This window comes from Candidatus Rokuibacteriota bacterium (assembly GCA_016209385.1).
GTDB lineage: Bacteria > Methylomirabilota > Methylomirabilia > Rokubacteriales > CSP1-6 > JACQWB01.
The window spans coordinates 1-25,967 of sequence record JACQWB010000289.1 but is presented as its reverse complement, the minus strand read 5'-3'; the positions used below and the strand labels follow the sequence as shown (position 1 = coordinate 25,967).

At 69.6% G+C, this 25,967-nt stretch carries 17 protein-coding genes; 12 read left to right on the top strand and 5 right to left on the bottom strand.

The genetic code is table 11. From position 1 onward, the window contains the following. Positions 1-11: 11 nt before the first annotated feature. From HY726_21825 to HY726_21815, 3 genes are read right to left on the bottom strand one after another with little or no spacing between them, the layout of a single operon-like run. Positions 12-1,271, bottom strand: coding sequence for a hypothetical protein (locus HY726_21825; GenBank protein MBI4611636.1), 1,260 nt, complete (start codon positions 1,269-1,271; stop codon positions 12-14). Positions 1,272-1,311: 40 nt separating this feature from the next. Further along, positions 1,312-5,211, bottom strand: a complete 3,900-nt coding sequence (locus HY726_21820) for a hypothetical protein (GenBank protein ID MBI4611635.1) — start codon at positions 5,209-5,211, stop codon at positions 1,312-1,314. Between the two features lie 24 nt (positions 5,212-5,235). Then, positions 5,236-7,035, bottom strand: coding sequence for a hypothetical protein (locus HY726_21815; protein MBI4611634.1), 1,800 nt, complete (start codon positions 7,033-7,035; stop codon positions 5,236-5,238). Positions 7,036-7,393: 358 nt separating this feature from the next. Here HY726_21815 and HY726_21810 point away from each other — a divergent pair, with 358 nt between their 5' ends. The 12 genes from HY726_21810 to zwf all read left to right on the top strand — a co-directional run bounded on the left by HY726_21810 (position 7,394) and on the right by zwf (position 24,190). Beyond that, positions 7,394-9,094, top strand: a complete 1,701-nt coding sequence (locus HY726_21810; GenBank protein ID MBI4611633.1) for an NAD(P)H-dependent oxidoreductase subunit E — start codon at positions 7,394-7,396, stop codon at positions 9,092-9,094. Between the two features lie 180 nt (positions 9,095-9,274). After that, positions 9,275-11,434, top strand: coding sequence for a cyclic nucleotide-binding domain-containing protein (locus HY726_21805; protein ID MBI4611632.1), 2,160 nt, complete (start codon positions 9,275-9,277; stop codon positions 11,432-11,434). Between the two features lie 18 nt (positions 11,435-11,452). Continuing rightward, entirely contained in the window at positions 11,453-12,385 is a 933-nt protein-coding gene (locus HY726_21800; GenBank protein MBI4611631.1) for a hypothetical protein, read from the top strand. 13 nt (positions 12,386-12,398) lie between these two features. Beyond that, entirely contained in the window at positions 12,399-13,874 is a 1,476-nt protein-coding gene (locus HY726_21795; protein ID MBI4611630.1) for a hypothetical protein, read from the top strand. A gap of 220 nt (positions 13,875-14,094) precedes the next feature. Further along, on the top strand, positions 14,095-15,663 hold the full coding sequence (locus HY726_21790) for a heme-binding protein (GenBank protein ID MBI4611629.1): 1,569 nt from the start codon (positions 14,095-14,097) through the stop codon (positions 15,661-15,663). Positions 15,664-15,768: 105 nt separating this feature from the next. After that, on the top strand, positions 15,769-16,425 hold the full coding sequence (gene rpiA, locus HY726_21785) for a ribose-5-phosphate isomerase RpiA (protein ID MBI4611628.1): 657 nt from the start codon (positions 15,769-15,771) through the stop codon (positions 16,423-16,425). Between the two features lie 5 nt (positions 16,426-16,430). Further along, positions 16,431-17,273, top strand: a complete 843-nt coding sequence (locus HY726_21780; GenBank protein MBI4611627.1) for a transketolase — start codon at positions 16,431-16,433, stop codon at positions 17,271-17,273. A gap of 20 nt (positions 17,274-17,293) precedes the next feature. Beyond that, positions 17,294-18,259, top strand: a complete 966-nt coding sequence (locus HY726_21775) for a transketolase family protein (GenBank protein ID MBI4611626.1) — start codon at positions 17,294-17,296, stop codon at positions 18,257-18,259. A 16-nt stretch (positions 18,260-18,275) separates the two neighbouring features. Further along, a complete protein-coding gene (locus tag HY726_21770; protein ID MBI4611625.1) occupies positions 18,276-21,128 on the top strand; it encodes a bifunctional transaldolase/phosoglucose isomerase in 2,853 nt (950 codons plus the stop codon). An 84-nt stretch (positions 21,129-21,212) separates the two neighbouring features. Continuing rightward, a complete protein-coding gene (gnd, locus tag HY726_21765) occupies positions 21,213-22,196 on the top strand; it encodes a decarboxylating 6-phosphogluconate dehydrogenase (protein MBI4611624.1) in 984 nt (327 codons plus the stop codon). Between the two features lie 117 nt (positions 22,197-22,313). Next, entirely contained in the window at positions 22,314-22,592 is a 279-nt protein-coding gene (locus HY726_21760) for a hypothetical protein (GenBank protein ID MBI4611623.1), read from the top strand. Between the two features lie 53 nt (positions 22,593-22,645). Beyond that, complete coding sequence (zwf, locus tag HY726_21755) at positions 22,646-24,190, top strand: glucose-6-phosphate dehydrogenase (GenBank protein MBI4611622.1); 1,545 nt, start codon at positions 22,646-22,648, stop codon at positions 24,188-24,190. Positions 24,191-24,323: 133 nt separating this feature from the next. Here the strand turns inward: zwf and HY726_21750 are convergent, their stop codons facing one another. Together HY726_21750 and HY726_21745 are read right to left on the bottom strand one after the other, a co-directional pair. Next, complete coding sequence (locus HY726_21750) at positions 24,324-25,406, bottom strand: isocitrate/isopropylmalate dehydrogenase family protein (GenBank protein MBI4611621.1); 1,083 nt, start codon at positions 25,404-25,406, stop codon at positions 24,324-24,326. Between the two features lie 3 nt (positions 25,407-25,409). Further along, on the bottom strand, positions 25,410-25,967 hold a 558-nt coding region (locus HY726_21745), incomplete at its 5' end, for a 4-hydroxythreonine-4-phosphate dehydrogenase PdxA (GenBank protein ID MBI4611620.1).

Here is a 25,967-nt window from a genome sequence, read left to right as displayed (position 1 = left end):
CACGCCCCCGATTACTTGAAACCCGCCTGGAACGCCTTCAGCTCCGCGGCGAACTGCTTCGCGTCGAACTTCTTCGGATCCTCGATGTCACCGAAGAGCTTGTCGAGCACGCCCTGCAGCGCCTTGTCCGACTTCTCGCCGGGTGACTTCGAGTAGGTGGTGTAGAGCCGGTCGAGCGCCATGGCGGCCTGCTCGGCGCCGCGGATCCCGACCGCCGAGATACTCTCCCCGTCGCCCGCGATGCTCCGGATGAGCGCCTGGGTCCCCGCCTTGTCGAACTCCCGGGTCGCGATCCTCGCGGCCAGCTGGCCCACCGTCTTGGCCGCCTGGCCCGCGGTGGCAGCGATCTTCGCGCGGTCTCCGGCGCCCTTGCCGAGGAGGTCGGCCAGGGTCCCCAGGTCCTGAGCCAGCGCCTTCTGCGCGTCCGGCGCGACGAGGCCGAGCAGGTGGCGGAAGACCGCGGCGTGGCCGCGCCCCTTCTGCCAGGCCTCGGCGAGCAGCTTCTCCGGGGCGTTCTTGCCGGCACGGTCCGCGAGCTGCTTCATCGCCTCGCGGAGCGAGATCGCCTGGCCCGTCGCCCAGGCGCGGGTCCCGAACCAGGTCCCCTTGTCCCGCCAGTGCGGCGGCATCGAGGCGCTGAAGGTGTCCAGCTCGAAGGCGAGGAGGTCCGGGTGGCCGGCGGTCACCAACTCGTGGTCGATGGCGAGGTGACAGGACACGCACTTGTCGGCCCGGAGGAGCAGGTCCTTGGTGTCGTACATCCCCACCTTCACCGACTGCTCGTGGGTCCAGCCCTTCTCCGCGTGGGGCTCCAGCCACTTCTCCGCGGGGCCGTGGCAGCCATCGCAGTGAACGCCCTCGCTGATGTCGAACTTGGGGCCTCTCAGCTCCTTCTTGACGTTGACCGCGTGGCAGTCCAGGCACCGGTCGCTGGTCTCGGCTTTAGCAATTTTCAGATTCCCGGCGATCTTGGAGGGGCGGACGCCCGACTTCAGCTTCTCGTTGGTGAGCGTGGCGAAGGCCTTGGCGTGCTTGTCCTTCTGGAACCAGACCACGTTCTCGTTGAGCTTCGGGTAATCGGCCTTCGGCTTCGTGCTCCCGTGGCAGTTGGACGCCCCGCACGAGGCGGCGCCGGTGTACTTGTAGGCCTCCTTCGCCTGGGCGTGGGCGATGCTCACCCAGGCGGCGCCGGGCAGGAGCGACCCCGCGACGAACACCGCGACGGCCGCAGCGGACAGCGCGACACCCCGACAAGCGGCGAGCTGCAACATGAGTGACCCCCTTCTCGCGGCGAGACTCCTTCGAATCGCCTCACTCCCGGCCGGGACGCCGGAGCCTCGGCGCGGGCGCTTCCTCTTCCTTTTCTTCCTTCTTCAGCTCCTCACGGGGCGGGCGCGGCGGAGCCGGAGGCTCGTCGCTGACCGCGTAGAGCTGGCCGCCCCGCAGGTAGAGCCGCTGCATCTCGGCCAGGTTGAACGGCCGGGAGCCCAGCCGATTGAACACGGCGATCTGGTTGCCGCCCTCGTCCACGGCGCGGTCCCGGTCGGTGCCTTTGGAGACGGCCAGAGCGGGCCCCCGGGTCGGGTAGGTGGCGATCAGGCGCGGGCCCGGCCGCGGGCTGAACCCGAAATTGCCGGGCGTGTCGCGCGGGGAGGTCAGCTGGATCACCCGAAGGCCGTTCTTGCCGTCGGCAACGTAGGCGAACAGGCTCGAGTTGGTCATGCCCACTTTCACGTCGCGGGCGTCGTTGATGGCGCCGTCGGCGGTATAGAGCTGGTCCAGAACCGGCCGCTCGGGTCGTTCGATATCGATGATCGCAAGCCCCTGAGCGCCGGCCGCCACGTAGGCGTAGGTTCGCGCCAGGTAGAGCCCGCGGGCGTCGCTCAGCCGGACCACCGCCCCGGGGAGCAGACGCGGGCGCTCGGGGAAGGTGACGTCCGCGACCTTCAGCCCCTCCGCATCGGTGACGAACGCGTAGCGGAACTGCACGGCGACCGCCCGGGGTTTCACAATGGCCGGCGGACCCACCTCGGCCACGACCCTGGGCTTCAGGGGATCGTCGATGCTGACGACGACCAGCCCCCGGTCGGCGAGGACGTAGGCGTAGGTCCCCGCGATGGTGAGGTTGACGGCCCCGTTCAGGATCCCGCCCGGGTTGAAGGTGACCGCGCGCTCCAGGAAGTTGTTCGTCGGGTCGCCGTCCAGGAGCGTCGCGACCCCGGGACGGTTGCGGCTTCCGGCACGGTTGCCGATGACGACCAGCCCCTCCTCGCGGTCGGTCACGTAGAGGTAGGCGTAGAGCGGGTGGATCGGCTGCTCCTGGTTCTCGGGGCGGCGCGATCGGGTCGGGTCCACGGCCAGGGTCGTGGGCGACGCGACCGCCGTTGCGTACCTGGTCCGCACGTAGAAGCGCTGCCCGAGCGGGGAGACGGGCGCCGTGACGATCCGCTCGGAGAAGCCCTTCTGGTCGACCTGGGCCACGTCGTAGGCGCGGAACCCGCCGGGCCCGTTCGCGGTGTAGAGGTACTCGCCGCGGAGCTGGATGCTGAGGATCTCGTCGCGCCCGAACAGGCCGAGGACATCCCGGCCGCGGTGGTGGACGCTCTCCTTCAGGACGCTCCCGCGCTCCTTGTGCTTCCCGTAGCCGGTCGGGTAGGCCACCTCGTGCAGGTAGCTGCCGATCACCGCCTGGGGCTCCTCCCGCTCGGTAACGGCGACGGCCTCGAACCCGTGCCCGCCCTCGGCGACGTAGACGTAGCGCCCCAGGAAGTTGTAGAAGTTCGTCCCCTGCATCAGCGCCTGCGCCATCCAGGCGTTGTTGTCGTTCTTCGCCGCGACGTGGCAGTCGGTGCACATCTTGGTCTCGGTGGCGCGGACGGTGTGGGGCACGAACGGGCTGAACGCGTGGCCGGCGAAGCCCTCGGCCGAGACCGTCTGCTGCTGCGCGTAGACCCATTCGCGGTTCGCGTTCTGGGAGCCGACCAGCACCGCGCAGGCTGAGCGGACGGGCGCGACCCGATTCCCTGTGACCGTCCCGTCGACGCCCAGCATGAAGACGTCGTCGCGCAGCGTCTGGAAGTTGTACGGCGTCCAGTTCCGCAGCACGTCCCCCTCGTTGTGGAGGAGCGGCTTGCGCTCGTTGGCCTTCATCGGCAGGTGGCAGCCGAAGCAGCTCGTCACCCACGCGGTGTGGCAGGAGAAGCACGTCATCCGGGCGTTGGCATGGGCCAGCTCCTGCTCCGTGTCCGGCACGTCGCCCCAGGTCTTGCCGTCCTTGCGGAGCGTCTTGGCCAGGCGCGAGCGCAGGCTCTCGCCGGGGTGGGCCTTCGCCCACTCCGAGTTGGGGTTGACGGTGTCGGCCGTCTGGACGACCTCCCACTCGAGGTCCTTGGTCACCATGGACCGCTGGATCAGCTTGTCGCCGCGCCAGACGAAGCGCCGCTGGCCGAAGGGCGTCTGGAGCTGGGCCAGCTCGGTCCCTCCCTTCGGCGCCGCGGGCCCGGATGTCTTGAGCGTGGTCCGCTGCTGCATGGTCCCGTGGCAGTCGATGCAGTCGATCTCGATCGCGTTGCGCGTCTCGCCGTAGAGCTTGCCGTTGCCGTGGACGTCCTGCTTGAAGTGGCAGTCCGCGCAGTGCATCCCTTTCTCGAGGTGGATGTCCTTCAAGTGGACCGCCTTCTTGAAGCGCTCCGGGTCGTCGTGGGCAACGACGCTCCCCTTGGCGTCGAGCAGGTTCCCCTTCCGGTCCTGCTTGTAGACGCCGCGGAAGACCCAGCCGTGGCCGTGGAAGTCCGCGAACTGGGTCCGCTTGAGCTTCGGGTTGAGGTCAACGACGTTGGCGAGAAACTCGGGATCGGACCAGAGACCGCGCAGCGCCGAGCCCTCGGGGTTGGCGCGCTGGATCGCGTCGACCTGCCACGCCGCGAGCCGGCGCTCCGTCGGCGGATACATCAGCTCGCCGTCGGTCTCATTGTCCCACCACGTGTAGCCGAAGTAGCTCTGGGTCACCGTGGTCCCCGGGTGGTGGTGGCACACGACGCACTGACTCGACGGGATGGAGTTGGTGAAGACATGCTTGATCGGGTGGCCGGACTCGCCCTTGGGGATCGTCGGGTCCGCCGTGTCGCTCCGACCCAGGTTCCCGAACCTCGCGAACGGTCCGGAGTGGACCGGGGACCGGTCGTTGGCGTAGATCACGTGGCAAGCGGAGCAGCCGCTCGAGCGGTAGTCGCCCGGATGGTCGTTGGTCCCCAGGAACGAGAGCGCGGGGTCGAAGAGCCGCGTCTTTTGTAGGTTCAGCCACACCGGGTCGGTCCGGTTGAGCGTGCCGAGCCCGCGCGCGCTGAGCCGGTTGGCGGGACGGCCCGGGTCCTCGTCGAGCGTCGGAACCCCGAGCTCCAGGGGGCGGCGCTGGCCCCGCTCGAACACGCGCAGGATGTTGCCCGGCTGGGTGATCTCGAACCGGGGCAGCGGATCGAGGTAGGGGAGGACGCCCTTCTTCGCCGTCTCCTCCGGCGTTGGGAGCGGCACGGTCACCGCGCGCTGGGGGGCGCCTTCGGGACCGTAGCTCTCGCCGAAGCGCGGCTGCTTGATCGGGTAGCCTCCGTTGTTGTAGAGCGCCGCGGCCCAGAGCATGGGACCCGTCGTCATCATGCTCTTCTCGACCTGGGACACCTCGGCCGGATGGCACCCCTCGGGCCCGCAGGTCCGCCGCGCCACGCGGAGGTCACCCGGGTTCACGAACTGGAGGAACTCGAGACTCTCGCGGTTGAGCAGCGTGTAGGACCGGACCGGGTTGGCCGAGCTCCTCCAGGCGTCGGGGAAGCGCGGCTCGACATGGGCCTGCTTCTTCACCTCGTCGTACTCGCGGGAGTCCTTGGCCGCGCCCGCCGGGAGGCGGACGTCGACGCGGCCGCCGTGGCAGTCGATGCACCCGAGCTTCACCGTGGTCGCCATGTGCATGGACGGGGAGTCGGTCTTGGTGTGGCAGGTGACACACCCGGCGCTCTTCCGATCGGCGTCGGCCTGGGTCTGCTTGCTGAGGGGCGGGCCTTCGGTGGCGGGCGCCGCCGCGGGCCGGGGGACCACCTGCCGTCCGGGCTCAGGACCCGGGGACATCGTGCAGGCTGCGACCAGTGCGGCAACCGCGCCGATCACCACCAGCGCCGTCCACAGCGCCCGCGCCGTCGTGTGTCCGCCCAGCCGCGCCATCGTCGCTCCTGCCCTCGGGCTCGATCAGTAGGTGAACGTGACGGCCAGGAAGGCCGAGTACAGGTGATCGAACGGGTCGTTCTTGACGACCTGCAACCCGCCCGCCCCGAACTCCAATGTGTCAAACGTGTACACGTCTTTCAAGCCCCCACCGATCGTCAGCGCCGAAGCCCCCGCCGTGATGGTCACGTTCTCGTTCAGGAACGGCCGGTACCGGAACCCGAGGCTGTAATCGAACCCGATATCGTGGCGGATGTCCGGCTGGAAGAGCAGGAGTTCGAGCGGCGCGGTCCGGTGAAACCGGAGGAAGTTCAGGTTGAGCGACGCCTTGAGCTTGGGGGTCAGCTCGACGTCGCTCCCGACGTTGAACAGGAAGAGGCCCGGGTTGACGAAGTTCGGCTGCCCCTCGATCTTGCTGCCCCGGAGACTCGGGAGCAGGCTGTTGCGGCCCACCAGCTCGAGCCCGGTCCCCGTCAGCGGGAGCCCCTGGCGGAGCCAGTAGCTGAATCCCCCGCCGGCGAAGTTGGGGTTGTCGAAGATCGAGTCGAAGCCGCGGCCCCGGTCGTCGAGCGGCTTGGAGTCACCGGAGGCCCAGAAGAAGGACGCCTTGGGCCTCAGCCAGTCCAGATCCACCGACAGCTCCAGGGCGGCCATCTGCGCGTTGATGTCCAGCGGCTGGCCGGCGATCTGGTTGAACGTGTCGCGGCCGAGCGCCTGGTAGAACGCGTGCGTGAGGTTCAGCGGCCCGATGTGGCCGTCGCCCGTCCAGCCCAGGTACGCCACGTCCACGGTGTTCGGCCGGGTCCGCCGCACGAACCCGACGGCGGCGGGCCGGACGAGGAAGCCGTTCTCGTCGAAGTGGACCCCGCCGCTGTCGTGGAGGTAGTGGAAGCTCAGCTGGGCCGTGTACCCGAGCCACAGGAAGTCCTGCCTGAAGTAGTTCAGGATCGCGAGGTGCTGGCCCCGGGTGTCGAAGAGCCGGTTGAGCCCGCTGTTGGTGTCCTTTTCCAGCGGGCGGAAGTAGGCCGCGTTGAACTGGTTCTGGTTCGACTGGAGGTCGCCGAAGAGCCGGAAGCCGAGCGTGTTGTCACTGAAGATGAAGCCGCGGAAGTCGCTGGTGAAGCCCTGGATGCCGAAGCGGCTTGAGACGAAATCATAGTTGGGGCTCAGGTCGCCCAGGTGGTACTCGACGAACAGCTCCTGGAACGTGCTGTGGACCTCCTTCCGCGTCGTCCCTTCGCGGACATCGATGTTCACGACCCCGGTTTCCTGCACGTCCAGGAAGTTGAGGTTGAAGACCGGCGTGATCCTGAACTCCCAATCTCGCGGCTTGAACGCGGTGTCCCCCTTGAACACCTCGAGCGACAGGATGAAGTTCTGGTTGACGAAGCGTTGGTCCCCGGACCCGAAGAACTCGGCGCTGTCGGGGTCCTCGGCGCTCACGTTACTGGGGAGCGGGATGCGTCGCAGCTCGAACAGGGTGTCGCTGATCGCCGACAGGCTCAGGAAGATGTGCTGGCCGAGGACCGGGAAGTCGCCCTTGAGGACGTTCTGGTTGTAGGGATCCCACCAGCGCCCCTCGACGTACGGCGCCTCGATGCGGCGCTCGTACCGCTTCCACTCGGGAAACCCGATGCGCCAGCGGTCCTCCAGGGGGACGAACTCGGGGCTCGTCTGCGTGGCGCGCGGACGGAGGAGGGAGCGCCCGGCAAATCCCACGGGCGGCTCGACCGGCGGCTGAACGAACGGCTGGGGGGCGGGCTTCTCCTGCGGTGCCTCCTCCTTCGGCTCCTCCGCGCCCGGCCGCCGGAGGCGCTGGGCCAACCAGGACGGCGCCGCGCCCGACGGGGACGCGGCACCCCACGGGACGGGTCCTGCCCTCAACTGACTCGCTACCGGAGGATCCAGCGGCTCCGCCGAGCTCGTGCCGGGGCTCGTACAGAGGATCAGCGCGGTGAACACAGCTCCCCAGCGTCGCTCGACAGTCGTGATCAGTTCCTCCCCCGCCGTCAGGGGTTCACCGCTGGGCCCGGAGATCCTACCGCGCATCCCTATAACACGGTGAGCACGACGCTGTCAAAGCGAACCGGGGAGCCGACAGCCGCCGACGGACTCCCGGGCTCGCGAGCCCAATCAGCGATTGACAGAGAGCAGACGCTGACGCTATGTTGACTCCCGTTCGATACCATCGAGTCCTGAGGTGCCAGGGGCGCGGCCAGTGATCATCGAGGAGCTTCGGGCGATCCAAGACACCCATGGCTATCTGCCCGCAGCCGAGCTGCGGGCTCTGGCCGAGCGAACCCAGACCCCGCTCTATCACCTCCAGGGATTGGCCAGCTTTTACCCCCACTTCCGGCTTGCCCCGCCGCCCGCCATCGACCTCCGCGTGTGCGCCGACCTCTCCTGCCACCTCAACGGCGCCGACGATCTCCGGAGCGCCGTGGAAGCCCGCGTCGCCCGGCTCGGCCCTAGCGGCGTGGCGATCCGGGAGGTCTCGTGCCTGGGCCAGTGCGACTGCGCCCCGGCCGCGTCCGTCAACGACGCCATCGTCGCGCGGCTCACCTCCGCCTCCCTCTACTCGCACGTCGAGGCCGCCGCCGCAGGACGGCGCTTTCCGCACCCTGAGGTGCAACGGCCGGAGGCTCCGCTGCGGATCGATCCGTACGCGGGAGGCCAGCGCTATGAGGCGCTGCGAAAGCTACTCGCGAGCCGCGACGCCGCCGGGACCCTCGCCGCGCTGAAGGAGAGCGGCCTGCGCGGGCTGGGCGGGGCAGGGTTTCCGACCGGTCTCAAGTGGGAGATCGTCCGGAACGCGCCGGGGGACGCGAAGTACGTCGTGTGCAACGCCGACGAGAGCGAGCCGGGCACGATCAAGGATCGGTTCATCATGGAGCATATCCCCCACCTTGTCATCGAAGGGATGGTCCTCGCCGGCGTCGTGACGGGGGCGCGGACGGGCATCATCTACATCCGCCACGAGTACGAGGCCCAGCGGGTGATCCTGGAGCAGGAGCTCGAGCAGTGCCAGCGCGCGGGGCTCGTCGGCCGGGACCTCCTGGGCTCCGGCGTGAGCTTCGACCTCTCGATCTTCGTGAGCCCCGGCGGCTACATCTGCGGGGAGGAGTCGGCGCTCCTCGAGGCCCTGGAGGACCGGCGCGCCGAGCCCCGCAACAAGCCGCCGTTCCCGGGCACTCACGGGCTCTACAACAAGCCGACGGTCATCAACAACGTCGAGACCTTCGCCTTCGTCCCGCCGATCCTCCTGAAGGGCGTGGAGTGGTTCAAGGCGGAGGGCCGGTCCGGGGCTCCCGGCCTCAAGTTCGTCGGCGTGAGCGGCCACGTCGCCCGCCCCGGCGTCTACGAGATCCCGATGGGCACCCCGACCCGCGAGCTCATCTTCGATCGCGCCGGGGGCGTCTCGGGCGGCCGCCGCCTCAAGGCCTTCGCACCCTCCGGGCCGTCGTCCGGGTTCCTCCCGCCTGCCATGCTCGACGTCCCGCTCGATTTCAAGTCGCTCGCCGACGCGGGCTCCATGCTGGGCTCGGGAGCGATCGTCGTCTGCGCCGAGGGAACGTGCATGCTGGACATGGCGCTGAACGCCGTGCGCTTCTTCAAGAACGAGTCGTGCGGCAAGTGCGTGCCGTGCCGGGTCGGTTCCGCCAAGATGGTGGACATCCTGACCGACATCAGCCGGGGGCGTGGCCGGCGCGAGGACCTGGACTTGATCGGCGAGCTGTCCGAGGCGCTCGCCCTCACGTCGATCTGCGGCCTCGGCCAGGTGGCGCCCAACCCGATCGGCTCGGTCCTCACCCACTTCCGGGACGAGGTCGAGGAGCACCTCGCCCGGAGGCGTTGCCCTTCGGGCGTCTGCGCCATGGCCTGACGGGGAGGCGCCTCCCAGACGGCGCGAGCGTATGAGACACCCTGTGTCAACCGGCGCGTTTTCATTGGGCCATCGCACGCTCCTTCGAGCGCTGGCTTCGCCAGCGCAACCCTTGGGGGGAGGTATCGGAAGGGGCGGGTACCCGCGCCGAAGGCGTGGGTGGCCTCCCTCCGAGCGTGTATGAGCGCGGAGCAGCAGGTCGAGCTTATCATCGACGGCAAGGCGGCGATCGTGCCCACGCGCACGACGATCTATGATGCCGCCCGAGGGCTCGGGATCGACATCCCCACCCTCTGTCACGCCCCGCACATGAACCCGGTGGGGGTCTGCCGCGTGTGCTCCGTCGAGGTGCAGGGCGCCCGGGTGCTCGCCGCTTCCTGCATCCGCCAGGTCGAGAACGGGATGATCGTGCTGACCGACACGGAGCGGGCCCGGCGGGCGCGCCGCACGCTCCTGGAGATCCTCCTCGCGGACCACCCGGCGCCGTGCGCGCGGCAGCAGGCCACCGGAGACTGTGAGCTGGAACTCCTGGCCGCCCGGGAAGGCCTGCGCGAGCCCCGGTTCTCCCGGTACCGCTCCCCACGGGGCGCCGACGCCTCGTCGCTCATCATCAGCGTCGATCACACCGCGTGTATCCTGTGCGACCGGTGCATCCGCGGCTGCGCGGACATCAAGCACAACTTCGTCATCGGGCGCACGGGCAAGGGCTATGCCGCCGGCATCGCTTTCGACGCCGACCTGCCGATGGGGCAGTCCTCGTGCGTGTCGTGCGGCGAGTGCATGGTCTCCTGCCCCACCGGCGCGCTCACCAACAAGAAGGTCCTGGACGTGGAGCTGCCCCAGGGCGAGGAGATGGAACCGGACCAGCTCCTGGCGTTCCCGATCTTCCAGGGGGTGTCGGGGACGTTCCTCGATCTGAACCGGGGCGCCGTCCTCCGCCGGAAGTTCCAGCCCGGCGAGATCATCTGTCGCGAAGGCGAGTTCGGCTCCACGGCCTTCTACATCCTCCGGGGCAAGGTGGACGTCTTCATCTCCGCGCCGATGGCCCACGTCAAGAGCGGGGGCCGGCGATCGAAGGGCGGCGTGTCGAACTTCTTCCAGCGCCTCACGAGCCTCGTCGGGAGCCGGGACGACCCCCGGGACCAGCCCCCGCGTCGCTGGATCCCGATCGACGCGCCCGTGGACCTCGAGTACGACAACCCGGTGGCCCACCTTCAGGCGGGCGACCTCTTCGGCGAGATGACCTGCATGAGCTTCTACCCGCGCTCGGCAACGGTCCGGGCCGCCGAGGAGACCGAGCTGCTGGAAATGCTGCGGAACGTCCTGCACATGCTCCAGAAGAGCAAGCACTTCCGGGCGCAGCTCGATCGGGCATACCGCGAGCGGGCGCTGGACACGCATCTCCGCAGCGTGCCCATCTTCGCTGGCCTGACCGACGAGTTCCTCGCGCGCCTGCGCGACCAAGTCGAGCTGCTCCGCTTCGACCCCGGCCAGGTGATCTTCCGCCAGGGCGACCCTGCGATCAGCTTCTACCTGATCCGCACCGGGTTTGTGAAGGTCACCCAGGCCTTCCCCGGCGGCGAGCTAGTCGTGTCGTACCTGGGACGCGGCTACTACTTCGGCGAGATAGGCCTGCTCGGCGAAGGCGTCCGCACCGCGACGTGTAGCGCCCTGGACCACGTCGAGGTGGTCCGCATTCGCGCCGAGGACTTCCACGCGATGCTCGAGCGGTTCCCGGACATTCGGCGGAGCCTCACCGAAATTGCCCGGGCCCGCCTCGACGCCGACGCGAAGCGGCTCGAGACGGTCACCACCGTTCAGCTCGACGACTTCCTCAACAAGGGGCTCATGGAGGCGCAGAGCCTCCTCCTGATCGACCTCGAGCGCTGCACGCGGTGCGACCTGTGCGTGCGGGCCTGCGCCGCAGCGCACGACGGGATCACGCGGCTCCTCCGCGACGGCCTGCGCTTCGACAAGTACCTCGTCGCGACCTCCTGCTACTCCTGCCGCGATCCGCTCTGCATGGTGGGCTGCCCGGTGGGCTCGATCCGCCGGCGCGACTCCCTGGAGATCATGATCGAGGACTGGTGCATCGGCTGCGGCTTGTGCGCCCAGCAGTGCCCCTACGGCAACATCAACCTCCACGCGTTCAGCGTGGAGGTTGACGACCCCGAGCGACCGGGCCGCAGGAAGGCCGTGGTCAAGGAGAAGGCCACTACCTGCGACCTGAGCCGGGAGTACGCCGAGCCCGCCTGCGTGAACGCCTGCCCCCACGAGGCGGCGCTGCGGGTGGAGCCGGTGAAGTTCTTCGCTGAGAAGCTGGGACCGGGAGCTCGGTGAGGAGCGAAGAGGGCTTTCATGATCCTTGACGCGACCCACACCCGCTGGCTCGTGATCTGCCTCGTCATCCTGGCCGGGGCGACGATCGCGTACGTCCCCTATCATCAGGCCTCGGTCAACGGACCGAGCGGCGGGAGCTGGCCGGGCCTGGCCTACGGCATCGCCGGGTTCGCGCTGATGGTGTACGCGGGCGTGCTGGGGGCCCGGCGGAAGGTGCCGACGTGGCGGCTCGGGAGGGGCTCGACCTGGATGCGGGGGCACATCTGGTTCGGGCTACTGAGCCTGCCGCTCGTCCTCTTCCACAGCGGCTTCGAGTTCGGCGGGGCGCTGACCCAGGTGCTGATGTGGCTGTTCATCGCGGTCGTCGCGAGCGGGATCTTCGGCCTGCTCGTGCAGCAGTTCCTCCCGCGGGTGATGATGGTCCAGGTTCCGCTGGAGACGATCTACGAGGAGATCGACTCGGTCGTCCTCCAGCTCCAGGCCGAGGCCGACGAGGTGGCCGCGGCGGTATGCGGCCCGCTGCCGGTCACGGCACCGGGCGCGCCCCTCGCGCGACGGGGCGGCGGCGGGCTTCACGCGGGCCAGGTCACGCCGCGACCGACCCCCCGCCCGCGGCCGCCATCCGCGGGACCCGCGGCCGGGAGCGCGCTCCTGAAGGACGCTTATCTGCGGGACATCCGTGCCTTCCTCGACAGGAAGCTGCCCCGCGACGGGCGTCTCGCGACACCGGTCAAGACGACCGTGCTGTTCCAGCACCTCCGGACCGCGCTCCCGCCCTCGCTCCACGAGACGGTGAACGAGCTGGAGGCGATCTGCGAGGAGCGACGGCAGCTCGCGCAGCAGAAGCGCCTGCACCACTGGCTGCACGGCTGGCTCCTCGTCCACGTGCCGCTCTCGATGGCGCTGCTGCTCCTCTCGGCGGTGCACGCCGTGACCGCGCTCAGGTACTAGCCGGGGAGGCCCGATGCTGCGCCGGTACACGGCCAAGATCCGCGCCAAGCGCATCGAGCTGCACTACTTCAAGCAGCTCCATCGGTTCCGCCGCCTGAAGCTCATCCTGACCGTCGGCGCGCCGGCCCTCGCCGCCGGCTGGCTGCTCGTGCTGGCCGCGCGCGGTGACCAGACGATCTACACGAGCGGGCCGGTCTCGACGGCGCACGCCATGTTCGGCCTCCAGTGCGGCCAGTGCCACGCCCCGGCCCAGGCAGCGAACCAGGCGGGCCCGGCCCGCCGGGGCTTCTGGCTCCGCGTCTCCGAGCAGGCGTGCCTCACGTGCCACGACGCCCCCGTCCACCACGCCAACGAAATCTTCACGCCCGGGTGCAACACCTGCCACGTGGAGCACGAGGGGCACGTGGTGCTCGCGTCGATGAGCGACCGCCACTGCACCCGGTGTCACGCCGATCTCAAGACCAGGGACGCGGCGACCGGCTACGAGCGGAGCATCCGGAGCTTCCACGCCGGCCACCCTGAGTTCGCCGTCACCGTGAAGGACAAGACCCGCCTGCTCCGCGTCAGGCTCGACGACGCAGCCCGGCTCAAGGACACGGCCCAGATGAAGCTCAACCACCAGAAGCACCTCAAGGCCGGGCTCAAGGGCGTCGACGAGCTGAAGGCCCGGAAGGGCACGAAGGGGCTGAGCGCGACGCCGGCGGGGCTCCAGCTCGCCTGCAGCTACTGCCATCAGCCGGACGCGCGGCAGGCTTACCTCGCGCCGATCCGCTACGCGCTCCACTGCGGGCCGGCCTGTCACCCGCTCGACTTCGACGCGCGTCTTCCCGGCGCGGAGGTGCCCCACGACAGGCCGCTGATCACCCGCGCCTTCCTGCGCGAGGCGTTCACGTCGGCGTTCGAGCAGTGCCAGCCCCTTCAGAAGGCGGAAGGTGGGGGCGGGGATCGCGCCACCGAGGAGTTGAAGACGCGCTGCCAGGAGCTGGGGCTGATCAAGGGGGCGGAGGAAGCGGAGCGGCCGCGGGGCCGGGTCGGCCGGCGCGAGGAGCCTGAGGAGGTGGCCTCACCCCAACAATGGGTCGCCGCGCAGATCCAGAGCGCGGAGGCGACTCTCTTCAAGCAGAAGTGCGAGTTCTGCCACACGCTGACCTCCGCGCCCGAGAAGCTCCCCGAGGTGGCGCTCCCGGCGATCCCCGTGCGCTGGCTCTCCCACAGCCGCTTCGACCACGGCATCCACCGGGTGCTGGCATGCGCCGAGTGCCACAGGGCGGCGCAGAGTACGGCGACCACCGACGTGCTGCTACCGTCCATTGCGACCTGTCGCGAATGCCACCGCGCCGGCGGCGGGACGCGCTCCGGCTGCGTCGAGTGCCACCTCTACCACGACAAGACGCGGGAGCGTGACCTGAACGGGCCGTTCACGATCCGCGAACTGGCGACCGGCGCGCCTCAGCCTGCTGCGGCCAGACCGCCACGGTCGGGCAGCTAGGGGGGCCTCCAACAGATTGGACCTAACCGAACGGGTAAGCCCTAGCGTGCCGCGCCAAATAACGAGCCGGGTACCCACCGAAGGTGGGTGCAGGACGCAGGGAGGAGGCCACCGGAGGCGTACGCGGTTGTACGTTGAGGATGGCCGCGGGCACCGCCCGAAGGGTGGTCGGAGGACGAAGTAAGGCGAAGTTAGTTGGCACGGCACTAGAGGAGGACCGATGAGCGAGTCGAGGTGTCGGGCATCGAAGGCAGTGCGTGCGGGCTGCGTCGGGCTGCTGTTCGCCGTGCTCGGCGGCGGCGCGGGAGGACGCGCCGAGGCCGCCGCCTTCCTCACCGCGAGCGACGTCACCGCGATCATCCGCCGGGCGGCCGAGGCGCTCGACGCCACGACCATGGTCATCGCGGTGACCGACCGCGAAGGAACCCCGCTGGGGCTCTTCTTCAAACCCGACGCCCCCCTCCTCGGTGCGGCGGTCGGGAACTTTGGACAACCGGTGCACGCCTTCGAGTTGGCCATCGCCCTAGCCCGCACGGGAGCCTTCTTCAGCAACAACCAGGCGCCCCTCTCCTCACGAACGGTCCGCTTCATCAGCGGGATCCACTTCCCGCCGGGGATCCGGAACAAGGCAAACGCCGCCCTCTACGGGATCGAGAACACGAACCGGGGGTGCTCGCTGAACACGACCTTCAATCCGGGAAAGGAGATCAGCCCTGCCCGATCGCTCCTCGGGATCAATGACGGGCTCCCCTGCAACAGCTCCGACACGCGGGGGTGCGGGCTCGGGATCGCCACCGGCAAGGCCGACCTCTTCGACAGCGACCCGGAGGCCGTCAACGGCGGAGGCGTCCCGATCTTCAAGGACGGCGAGGTCGTCGGCGGGATCGGGGTCGCCGGCGTCGCGTCGGACCTGGCCGAGTTCGCGGCCTTCGTCGGGAGCGTCCCCGACTCGCGGTTCGGGCCGAGGGTACCGTCGCCGGGCGTGATCTTCCTCGACGGGATCGCGCTGCCGTTCGTCAACCAGACGCGGCAGCCACCGGGCACCGGCCCCGGCGTGTTCAGCGGAACGCTCCTGGGGCTGCTGGACAGCCCGCGCGGCGCGGCGGGCGTCGCCGACGGTTGGCTCGTGGGCCCGACCGGCAGCTCCGAGCTCACCGCGGCGGAGGTAGAGCAGATCGTCAACCAGGCTGTCGCGATCGCCAACCGGGCCCGCGCGGCGATCCGCCTCCCCCTCGGCAGCACGACCCGGATGGTGATCGCGGTCACGGACCTCCAGGGACGGATCCTCGGACTCTTCCGCATGCCCGACGCGACCATCTTCAGCATCGACGTCTCCGTCGCGAAGGCGCGGAACGTGATCTACTTCAGCGGCCAGAGCCGGACGGCCGAGGACCTGCCGGGCGTGCCGATCGGGACCGCGGTCACCAACCGCACGATCAGCTTCGGGGCCCAGCCCCTCTATCCGCCCGGCATCGACGGGACCGCCCCCGGCCCGTTCTTCCAGCTCTACCTGAACGACGTCACCGCGCCGTGCAGGCAGGGGAGCCAGGCCGCCAACCTGAACCAGAGCGGCATCGTGTTCTTCCCCGGCAGCATGCCGCTCTACAGGGCGGGGCAGCTCGTGGGCGGGCTGGGCGTCAGCGGCGACGGGGTGGAGCAGGACGATGTGGTCTCCGCGGCCGGCGCCACGGGGTTTGCGCCCCCGCTCCGGATCCGGGCCAACCGGGTCTTCGTCGGCGGCATCCGGTTGCCCCTCCTGAAGTTCAACCGGAACCCGTTCGCACGGTAGCGGCGCAAATCCGACGCATGTGGGCCGTCGGTCCCCAGGAGAGCGTCGAAGCCGGGGTTGGGGGAGACGCTGGTGCCCGAGGGTGAGGAGGCCACGCTCTCGCTCCTGGCCGCGCGGGCCCTCGAGTACGTCCGCGACGGCACGGCCGTCGGGCTCGGCTCGGGCCGCGCCGCGACTGCCTTCGTGCGCGCGCTCGCGGCGCGGGTCCGCGAGGGGCTGCGCGTCCAGTGCGTGCCGACCTCGGAGGCCACGGCGCGCCTGGCCCGGGAGCTCCGGCTGCCGTTCGTGGGGCTCGACGAGGCCGTCCTGGATGTTACAGTGGACGGCGCCGACGAGGTGGACCCCCAACTCAACCTGATCAAGGGATACGGGGGGGCGTTGGTCCGGGAGCGGATCGTGGCGGCTGCGTCCCGGCGCCAGATCATCCTGGTTGGCGCCGAGAAGCTGGTGGCAACCCTGGGCACGCGGGGAAAGCTACCGGTAGAGATGATCCCGTTCGCCGAGCCGCTGTGCCGGCGGCGGTTGCAGGCCCTCGGCTACCGACCTGAGCTCAGGCGGGAGGGCGGGCGTCCGTTCGTCAGCGACAACGGCAATCTGATCCTCGACTGCGGCACCGGGCCCCTCGCCGACCCGGCCGTCGCCGAGCACACGATCCGCGCGATCCCGGGGGTCGTGGACACGGGGCTCTTCCTCGGGACCGCCCACGCGGTGCTCGTCGCGGAGGGGGGGAAGATTCGGGAGCTGACGCGAAAGGAGACATGAGGGCCATGGACCCGAAGGCAGTGGACATTCGAGCACTCCAGACGCAGGCCCGGCGCATCCGCAGGCTAGTCATCGAGATGCTCACCGCGGCCGGCTCAGGCCACCCGGGCGGGAGCCTGTCGGCGGCCGACATCGTGACCTGCCTCTACTTCGCGGTGATGCGCCACCGGCCGTCTGAGCCGTTGTGGGAGGACCGCGACCGGTTCATCCTGTCCAAGGGCCACGCCTGTCCGGTCCTCTACGCGACCCTCGCCGAGGCGGGCTACATCACCCACGACCTCCTCACGTCGCTCCGCCGCTTCGGGAGCCCCTTGCAGGGGCACCCGGACCGGCGGAAGCTCGGGCTCGTCGAGGCCTCGACCGGCTCGCTCGGCATCGGCCTGTCCATGGGGATAGGCCTGGCGCTGGCGGCACGCCTGCGCGCCAGCCCGTCACGGACCTATATCCTGCTCGGCGACGGCGAGTGCGAGGAAGGGCAAATCTGGGAGGCGGCCATGTACGCCCCCCATGTGAAGCTCGGCAACCTCTGCGCGATCGTGGACTACAACCGGCTCCAGCTCGACGCCAGCGTCGAGGAGATCACCGATCTGGAACCGCTGGCCGACAAGTGGCGTGCGTTCAAGTGGAACACTATCGAGATCGACGGTCACAACTACGAGCAGATCCTGCGCGCCTTCGCCGACGCGGCCCGGGTCCAGGACCGGCCGACGATGATCGTGGCCTCGACGGTCAAGGGCAAGGGAGTCTCCTACATGGAGAACCAGCTCAAGTACCACGGCAGTGTCCCGGACAAGCCCGAGGAGATCGCGCGGGCGCTGCAGGAGATCGGCCCGGAGGTGAAGCCGTGATCCGGCGCTGGCCGTCCCCGATGGAGCTCGGCCTCGCGACCCGCGAGGCCTACGGACGCACCCTGGCCGAGCTGGGCGAGGAGAACCCCCGGATCGTGGTCCTGGACGCCGACCTGTCCAAGTCCACGTACACCGCGCTGTTCGGCAAGAAGTTCAAGGACCGGTTCTTCGACGTGGGCATCGCCGAGGCGAACCTCTGCTCGATCGCCGCCGGCCTCGCCGCGGGTGGGTTGATCCCCTTCGCTTCGAGCTTCGCCTCCTTCCTCCTCTGCAAGGGGTACGAGCAGCTCCGCATCTGCTGCGCCTACATGGAGTTCAACGTGAACTTCGTGGGGAGCCACGGCGGCATCTCCCTCGGCGAGGACGGCCCCTCGCAGATGAGCATCGAGGACATCACCCTGGCCTGCTGCCTGCCCGGCTTCACGGTGGCGGTGCCCGCCGACGAGGTCGCGACAGCGGCGCTCGTGCGCGCGGCCGCGGAGCACTACGGCCCGGTCTACCTCCGGGTCGGACGCCCGCGGGCTCTCCGGATCTACGCCCCCGGCGAGCGCTTCTCTTTCGGCCGTGCGAAGACCCTTTCCGACGGGGATGACGTCACCGTCATCGCCAACGGCCTCATGGTGGCCGTCGCCTGCCAGGCTGCGGAACTGGCCGAGCGTAAGGGAATCCACGCGCGGGTGATCGACTGCCACACGGCCAAACCGCTCGACGAGGCGACCGTCGGGTTGGCCGCCGAGGAAACCGGGGCCATCGTCGTGGCCGAAGAGCACCTGGCGCGGCCGGGGCTGGGGAGCCTGGTGGCCCAGGCCGCCGCCCGGCGCCGGCCCGTCCCTATGGAGTTCGTCGGCCTGCCGGACGCCTTCGCCGAGTCCGGCAGTGCGGAGGAGCTGTTCCGGGCCTACGGCCTCACGGCCGCGGACATCCTCGGGGCCATCGACCGCGTCCTGGCCCGCAAGGGCAAGGGCGCTGCGGTAACGGCCCGCTAGGGGGAGGGAGGCGAACATGGCGCTGATTGACCTCCGTCAGTACGGCCAGAGCGTCTGGTACGACTTCATGAGCCGTCACCTCCTCGCCTCGGGCGAGCTTCTACGCCTCATCGCTCGGGACGGGCTGGCCGGCGTGACCTCCAACCCCACCATCCTCGAGCAGGCGGTGAACAAGACGGACGCCTACGACGAGGAGATCGCCCTCATCGCACGCCGCCGGATGCCTACCGGCGAGATCTACACCCGCGTCGTCACCGAGGACATCGCCGAGGCCGCCGACATCCTCCACACCGTCTACGAGGCGACCCAGACCGGCGACGGCTACGTGAGCCTCGAGGTCTCGCCCACCCTGGCTCACGACGCCGACGGCACGGTGGCCGAGGCGCTGGCCCTCTGGAAGCGCCTCAAGCGCGCCAACGTCATGATCAAGGTGCCGGGGACCGCGGCGGGCTTCACCGCCGTCCGACGCCTCATCGCCGAGGGGGTGAACGTCAACATCACCCTGCTTTTCTCCCAGGCCGACTACGAGGCGGCGGCACGGGCGTACATCGACGGCCTCAAGGATCGTCTGGCGAAGGGCGGCGACATCAAAAGGGTCGCCTCCGTCGCCAGCTTCTTTGTGAGCCGCATCGATACGGCGGTGGACAAGGAGCTCGACCGGCTCTCGGCGGCGGCCCGCGAGCCCGAGACCAAGCAGCGGCTCGACGCCCTCAAGGGCAAGGCGGCCATCGCCAACGCCAAGCTGGCTTACCAGCGGTTCCAGGATATCTTCACCAGCGAAGAGTTCCGCGCGCTGGAGGCGCAGGGGGCTCGGCGCCAGCGCCCGCTCTGGGCGTCCACGGGAACCAAGAACCCCAAGTACAGCGACGTCCTCTACATCGAGGAGCTGGTGGGCCCGGACACGGTCAACACCATGCCCCCCGGCGCGCTGGCTGCCTTCCGTGACCACGGCCGGGCCCGCCCGACGATCGAGCAGGACGTGGCCGGCGCGCGTCGGGTCTTCGCCGAGCTCGGGGCCGTGGGCGTGGACATGAACGCCATCTACGGCCGGCTCAAGACCGAAGGGCTCCAGGCCTTCGAGGACTCCTTCGACGCTCTCATGCTGGGCATCGACACCAAGCGCAAGGCCGCGCTCCTCAGGGCGGGCTACGAGATCGCCGGGGCCAAGCTGGGGCGGGAGCTGGACCGCTACAACGTCGAGCTCCAGCTCGCCGGCTTCGTCGAGGGGGTGTGGGCCAAGCGGCCCGACCTCTGGTCCGAGGATCCGGCGGAGCAGAAGCGGATCGCCAACCGCCTTGGCTGGCTCGAGTCTCCAGAGCTCATGGCCAAGAACTTGGCCCGGCTCAAGCGCTTCGCCGGCGGCGTGCGGGCGGACGGAATCCGGCACGTCGTGCTCCTCGGCATGGGAGGCTCGAGCCTCGCCCCTGAGGTGATGCGCGCCGTCCTGGGCGTGGAGCGGGGCTTCCCCGCCTTCACCATGCTCGACTCGACCGATCCGGGCGCCGTGCGCGCGGTCGAGCGGAGCGTGCCGATGCGGGAAACGCTCTTCATCGTCGCGAGCAAGTCCGGGACCACCGTCGAGCCGAACGCCCTCGCCGCCCACTTCAAGTCGTGCCTCGAGGCGGCCGGCGTGGCGCAGCCCGCCCGGCACCTGGTCGCCATCACCGACGAGGGGACCGCACTCCACGAGCAGGCCCTGCACGACGGCTACCGCGAGGTCTTCGTCAACCCGGCGGACATCGGCGGCCGCTACTCCGCCCTCTCGTTCTTCGGGATGGTGCCCGCCGCCCTCATGGGGATCGATGTCTCGGCGCTGCTGGCCTGGGGGCGGGGCATGGCCCTCCTCTGCGGGCCGACCGGCGCAATCGCCCAGAACCCGGGTGTGGCCCTCGGGATCGCCATGGGGAGCGCGGCGCGCGCCGGGCGCGACAAGCTCACGCTCATCACCGGCCCGCGCCTGCGCCCGTTCGGCCTCTGGATCGAGCAGCTCATCGCCGAATCCACGGGCAAGCGGGGCACGGGCATCGTGCCGGTGGCGGGCGAGCCCCTCGGGCCGCCCGAGGTATATGGCAACGACCGGCTCTTCGTCCGCCTGCGCCTGCACGGGGGCGACGTGGACGAGCACGAGCGCGACGGCAAGGTGGAGCGGCTGCGCGCGGCCGGTCATCCCATCGTGAACATCCGCCTGGTCAACGCTATGGCCATCGGCGCCGAGTTCGTCCGCTGGGAGATCGCCACCGCCACCGCGGGGGCGATCCTCGGCATCAACCCGTTCGACGAGCCCAACGTCCAGCAGGCCAAGGACGCGACCAAGGCCCTCCTCGCCCGCCATGCCGCCGAGGGGCGGCTCCCGATCGCGCCGGCCCAGCTCACCGTGGACGGGACCAGCCTCACCTTCGACCGGGTCGTCATCGACAAGCTCGGGGATCTGGCCACCGATCCCGGCCGGGCGCTCCGCGCCTTCCTGGACCTGGCGAACCCCGGCGATTACCTGGGCCTCCTGGCCTACCTGCCGCTGGACCCGGGCCTGGAGGAGCGGCTCGGCCGGCTCCGCACGGCGATCCGCGACCGTAAACGGGTCGCCACGATGTTAGGCTTTGGGCCACGCTACCTCCACTCCACCGGGCAGCTCCACAAGGGCGGCGCCAACTCCGGGGTCTTCATCCTGTTCACGGCCGATCGCAAAGAGGACGTGGCGATCCCCGGCGAGAGGTTCTCGTTCGGCGTGCTCGAGCTGGCCCAGGCCCTGGGGGACTTTATGTCCCTGGAGGCGACAGGGCGTCGGGCGCTCCGGATCAACCTGCCGGCGCCCGACCCGGCGGCCCTGGACCGGGCTTGCCGCCTGCTCGAAGCAGCGCTTGGAAGCTAGCCGATAGCAGTTCGAGCCGAGGGGCGTCGGCCATGCCGTGAGGCAGGCCCGCCACGAGGCGAGGCCGGATAAGGAGAACGAACAATGCAACTGGGCATGATCGGGCTGGGTCGCATGGGCGCCAACATGGTGCGCCGGCTGATGCGCGGCGGCCACGCGTGCGCCGTCTTCGACATGAGCCGGAAGAGCGTCGAGCAGCTGGCGAGCGAGGGCGCCGTCGGGACTGCATCGCTCGACGAGTTCGCCCGCAAGTTGACCAAGCCACGCGTGGCCTGGATCATGGTGCCCGCGGGCGACCCCACCGAGCAGACGGTCGTGGCGCTGGCCGAGCGAATGGAGGCGGGCGACATCATCATCGATGGGGGGAACTCGTACTTCAAGGACGATGTGCGCCGCGCCAAGGCGCTGAAGCCGAAGGGCATCCACTACGTGGACGTGGGGACGAGCGGCGGCATCTGGGGGCTCGAGCGGGGCTACTGCCTGATGATCGGCGGTCCCAGGGAGGCGGTCCAGCACCTCGACCCGATCTTCAAGACGCTCGCGCCGGGACGGGGGACTACCCCGCGCACACCCGGACGCGAGCGCCTCGGCGGCACCGCCGAAGAGGGGTACCTCCACTGCGGCCCGGTCGGCGCCGGCCACTTCGTCAAGATGGTGCACAACGGCATCGAGTACGGCCTCATGCAGGCCTACGCGGAGGGTTTCGACATCTTCCGCAACGCCAACTCCAAGGAGCTCTCGGAGGATCACCGCTACGACCTCAACGCCGCGGACATCGCCGAGGTCTGGCGGCGCGGCAGCGTGGTGATCTCGTGGCTCCTCGACCTCACGGCAGCCGCGCTGGTCGAAAACCCGACGCTCGCGAGCTACACTGGCTTTGTCCAGGATTCCGGCGAGGGGCGCTGGACGGTGATGGCGGCGGTCGAAGAGGCGGTGCCCGCCGACGTGCTCTCGGCCTCTCTCTACACGCGGTTCCGTTCGCGGCAGGAGCACACGTTCGCCGAGAAGATCCTGTCGGCGATGCGCCACAAGTTCGGCGGCCACATCGAGCGCCCGAGCGGGGGCTAAATAGCTGTGCGTAAGCGCATTATCGGACTTTGCTTCACGATGGCGGCGCTTGGCTGTGCCTACCCAGTGTATTCTCCCTCTCCTTCGCCGCAACAATCCGAAGACACCCGGCCCCACGTGATCTTTAAACTGGTCACTACGGTTCCAACTGACGTAAACGTTTCTGGCGACCAAAGAATTGAAGAGGAGCTCCAGATCTTCGACAAGAATGGCACGCGCATCGGGCGGGCCAGACTGAGCCCCTACGGCACGTACGAGCTCTTCGACGCCCAGAGCCGCCGAGTCGGCGAGGGGCGGCCGTCGAGCATCACCGATACGATCCGGTTCTTCGACAAGGACGGCCGACCGATGTTCGAGATCAGGAAGGACGAGCGCTTTAGGATACCGGAGCGCTGATTACTTTCGCACCGGAAAGTAATTGGCCCGAGTCAATCGCGACGAGGTGACCCATGGCGGAGACGACGGTTCAGAACCCTCTCACCGGCGGCTTGGCGAAGACACTGATCCCGCAGCCGTGCAGTCTGGTCATCTTCGGGGGCGGCGGCGATCTCACCCGTCGAAAACTCCTCCCGGCTGTCTACAACCTCGCCCTGGACGGTGTGCTGCCCGCCACCTTCGCGGTCACGGGCTTCTCGCGCCTCGACCTTGACGACCTGGGCTTCAGGAATCTGGCCCGTGAGGGCGTCCAGAAGTTCTCGCGTCAGCCCCTGGACCCGGGCCGGTGGCCCGACTTCGAGCGGACCCTCTTCTACCTCACCGGCTCCTTCGACGACCCCCAGACCTACGCCCAGCTCAAGGAGCGCCTGGAGAAGATCGAGGCCGAGCTGGCCATCCCGGGGAACCGGGTCTTCTACCTCGCCATCCCGCCCAGCTTCATCGAGACCTGCGTCCAGCAGCTCAAGGCGGCGGGCATGGTGATGCCGGCCGACGGGCCGGGCCCGTTCTCCCGGATCATCGTCGAGAAGCCGGTGGGGCGGGACCTGGACTCCGCTCGCCAGGTGAACGCGACCCTCGCCGCCGTCTTCGACGAGCGCCAGATCTTCCGCATCGACCACTACCTGGGGAAGGAGACGGTTCAGAACCTCCTCGTCCTCCGCTTCGCCAACAGCATCTTCGAGCCGCTCTGGAACCAGAAGTACGTCGACCACGTGCAGATCACCGTGGCGGAGCAGGAGGGGGTGGGGATCCGCGCGAGCTACTACGAGGAGGCCGGGGCGCTGCGCGACATGGTGCAGAACCACATCCTGCAACTGGTGTGCCTGACCGCCATGGAGCCTCCGTGGGCCCTGGACGCCGACGTCGTCCGCGACGCGAAGCTCGAGATCCTCCGCGCGCTGCGGCCGATCGCGGGCCAGGACGTGGACCGCTACGTGGTGAGGGCCCAGTACGGCACGGGCTACATCCACGGGCAGGACGTCCCCGGGTACCGGCGGGAGGAAGGGGTGCGGCCCGACTCCACTAGCGAGACCTACGTCGCGCTCAAGCTCTTCATCGACAACTGGCGCTGGGCCGGCGTGCCGTTCTACATCCGGACGGGCAAGCGCATGCCCAAGCGCGCGACCGAGATCGCCATCCAGTTCAAGGACGTCCCGCAGATCCTCTTCAACGCCGACCCGTCCAACCCGCTCGACCCGAACGTCCTGGCGATCCGCATCCAGCCCGAGGAGGGGATGTCGCTCCGGATCTCCTCCAAGCTCCCCGGCCCCAAGGCGCGCGTCTACCCGGTGAAGATGGACTTCCGCTATGGCTCCACCTTCGGCGAGGCGTCGCCCGAAGCCTACGAGCGGCTGCTCCTCGATGTCATGGCCGGTGACGCGACCCTCTTCATGCGGCGCGATGCCGTCGAGGCCTCGTGGGCCTGGGTGACCAACATCCTGGACTTCTGGCAGAGCTCGGGAGCCCGGTGGCTGCCCGAGTATCCGGCCGGGACGTGGGGCCCGCTCGAGTCCGACAGGCTCGTCCAGGGAGACAATCGCTGGTGGAGGACTTTGTGATCCCTCGGAGGGGGGCTTCGCCCCCCTTCCGAACCTTCCCCCAGGTAGGGTTGCGCGGGCAAAGCCCGCGCTCGGAGCGCTTCGGCCAGGAGCGCGCGGACGGGCGGCCGGTATTGCCTGTTTCGCTCATGCGTCAAAGCGCGGCGGCGACGGCGTCGCCGACCGCGGCCGTCGAGGCGCTCCCGCCGAGGTCGGGCGTGAGCACACGCCCCGCGGCGAGCACCGCGGCCACGGCCGCCTCGATCCGCCGCGCCGCGGCCTCGGCGTCGCCGTCGCCCGTGCGGCGGCCGAGCCAGTCGAGCATGAGCGCGGCCGAGAGGATCGTCGCGAGCGGGTTGGCCACCCCCTTTCCCGCGATGTCGGGGGCGGTTCCGTGGGAGGGCTGGAAGAGGCCGTAGTGGTCGCCGACGTCCCCCGAGGGCGCGAGGCCGAGCCCCCCGACGGTCGCGGCCGCGAGGTCCGAGAGGATGTCCCCGAACATGTTCTCGGCGACGATCACGTCGTACCGGGACGGGGCCTGGACGAGGTACATGGTCATCGCGTCGATGTAGGCGTGCTCGGCCTGCACCTCCGAGTAGTCCGCGGCCACCTCGTCGAACACCTCGCGGAAGAACGCGTAGCTCTTGAGCACGTTCGACTTGTCCACGCACGTGACCCGGCGCTGGCCGTCGCGGGGGGCGCCGGCGCGCCGCCGCGCGAGGTCGAAGGCCTGGCGACAGATCCGGGCGGTGCCGGCGCGCGTGACGACCAGGGTGTCGGTCACGACCTGGTTCCCGACGCGCACGCCCGCGCCGCGGGAGGCGTAGAGGCCCTCGGTGTTCTCGCGGACGATCACGTAGTCCACGCGCTCGTCCGCGGCGAGCCGGAGCGGGCTCCGCACTCCGGGGTAGAGCTTGATGGGACGCAGGCCGACGTAGAGGTCGAGGAGCACGCGGAGGGTGAGCTGGGGGGCGACCTCGGTCCCGTCCGGGAGGCGGACCTCGGGGAGGCCCGCGGCGCCGAAGAGGATCGCGTCGGCCGCCTGGCTGACCTCGAGCGTCTCGCGCGGGAGGTCCTCGCCGGTCCGCTGGTAGCACCCGGCGCCGGTCTCCGCGAGGTCCAAGTCGAGCGCGAGGCGCGCCGGCTCAGGTACCGCCCGGAGGACCTTCAGCGCCTCGGCGATGACTTCGGGGCCGATGCCGTCCCCTGCGAGCACCGCGATCCGGTAGCGCCCCACGGCTCAGGCCTGCCGGTGACGCGCCAGTTCCGCGGCGACCAGGATCGCTTCGATCATGCTCTCGGGGTTCGCCGTGCCCCGGCCGGCCCGGTCAAACGCGGTGCCGTGGTCCACCGAGACGCGGAGGATCGGCAGGCCCACCGTCACGTTCACCCCGCTCATCCCCGTCCACGCCTTGGTCGCGTCGTCGTAGCGGAAGCCGAGGGTCTTGACCGGCGTGTGCCCCTGGTCGTGGTACATCGCGACGACGCAGTCGACCTCGCCGCCGCGCGCGCGGCTCATGATCGTGTCGGCGGGCCAGGGGCCCGTCGCGTCGATCCCCTCGGCGTGCGCGTCCTCGATCGCGGGACCGATGGCAACCCGCTCCTCGTCGCCGAAGAGCCCGCCCTCGCCGGCGTGGGGGTTGAGCCCGCACACGGCGATGCGCGGGGCCCTGATCCCGAGGCGGCGCATCGCCTCGTGGCCGAGCCGGATCGTCCGGAGGACGCGGTCGCGCGTGACGAGATCAGGGACGCGGCGGAGCGCGACGTGCGTCGTGACGTGGATGACACGGAGCTCGCG

What these genes read in the sequence shown, in the direction of transcription:
- HY726_21780 (MBI4611627.1), top strand. Translation starts at nt 16,431, where the DNA reads ATGGACCCGAAGGCAGTGGACATTCGAGCACTCCAGACGCAGGCCCGG.
- gnd (MBI4611624.1), top strand. Translation starts at nt 21,213, where the DNA reads ATGCAACTGGGCATGATCGGGCTGGGTCGCATGGGCGCCAACATGGTG.
- HY726_21795 (MBI4611630.1), top strand. Translation starts at nt 12,399, where the DNA reads ATGCTGCGCCGGTACACGGCCAAGATCCGCGCCAAGCGCATCGAGCTG.
- HY726_21790 (MBI4611629.1), top strand. Translation starts at nt 14,095, where the DNA reads ATGAGCGAGTCGAGGTGTCGGGCATCGAAGGCAGTGCGTGCGGGCTGC.
- HY726_21770 (MBI4611625.1), top strand. Translation starts at nt 18,276, where the DNA reads ATGGCGCTGATTGACCTCCGTCAGTACGGCCAGAGCGTCTGGTACGAC.
- HY726_21825 (MBI4611636.1), bottom strand. Translation starts at nt 1,271, where the DNA reads ATGTTGCAGCTCGCCGCTTGTCGGGGTGTCGCGCTGTCCGCTGCGGCC.
- HY726_21800 (MBI4611631.1), top strand. Translation starts at nt 11,453, where the DNA reads ATGATCCTTGACGCGACCCACACCCGCTGGCTCGTGATCTGCCTCGTC.
- zwf (MBI4611622.1), top strand. Translation starts at nt 22,646, where the DNA reads ATGGCGGAGACGACGGTTCAGAACCCTCTCACCGGCGGCTTGGCGAAG.
- HY726_21775 (MBI4611626.1), top strand. Translation starts at nt 17,294, where the DNA reads ATGGAGCTCGGCCTCGCGACCCGCGAGGCCTACGGACGCACCCTGGCC.
- HY726_21820 (MBI4611635.1), bottom strand. Translation starts at nt 5,211, where the DNA reads ATGGCGCGGCTGGGCGGACACACGACGGCGCGGGCGCTGTGGACGGCG.
- HY726_21805 (MBI4611632.1), top strand. Translation starts at nt 9,275, where the DNA reads ATGAGCGCGGAGCAGCAGGTCGAGCTTATCATCGACGGCAAGGCGGCG.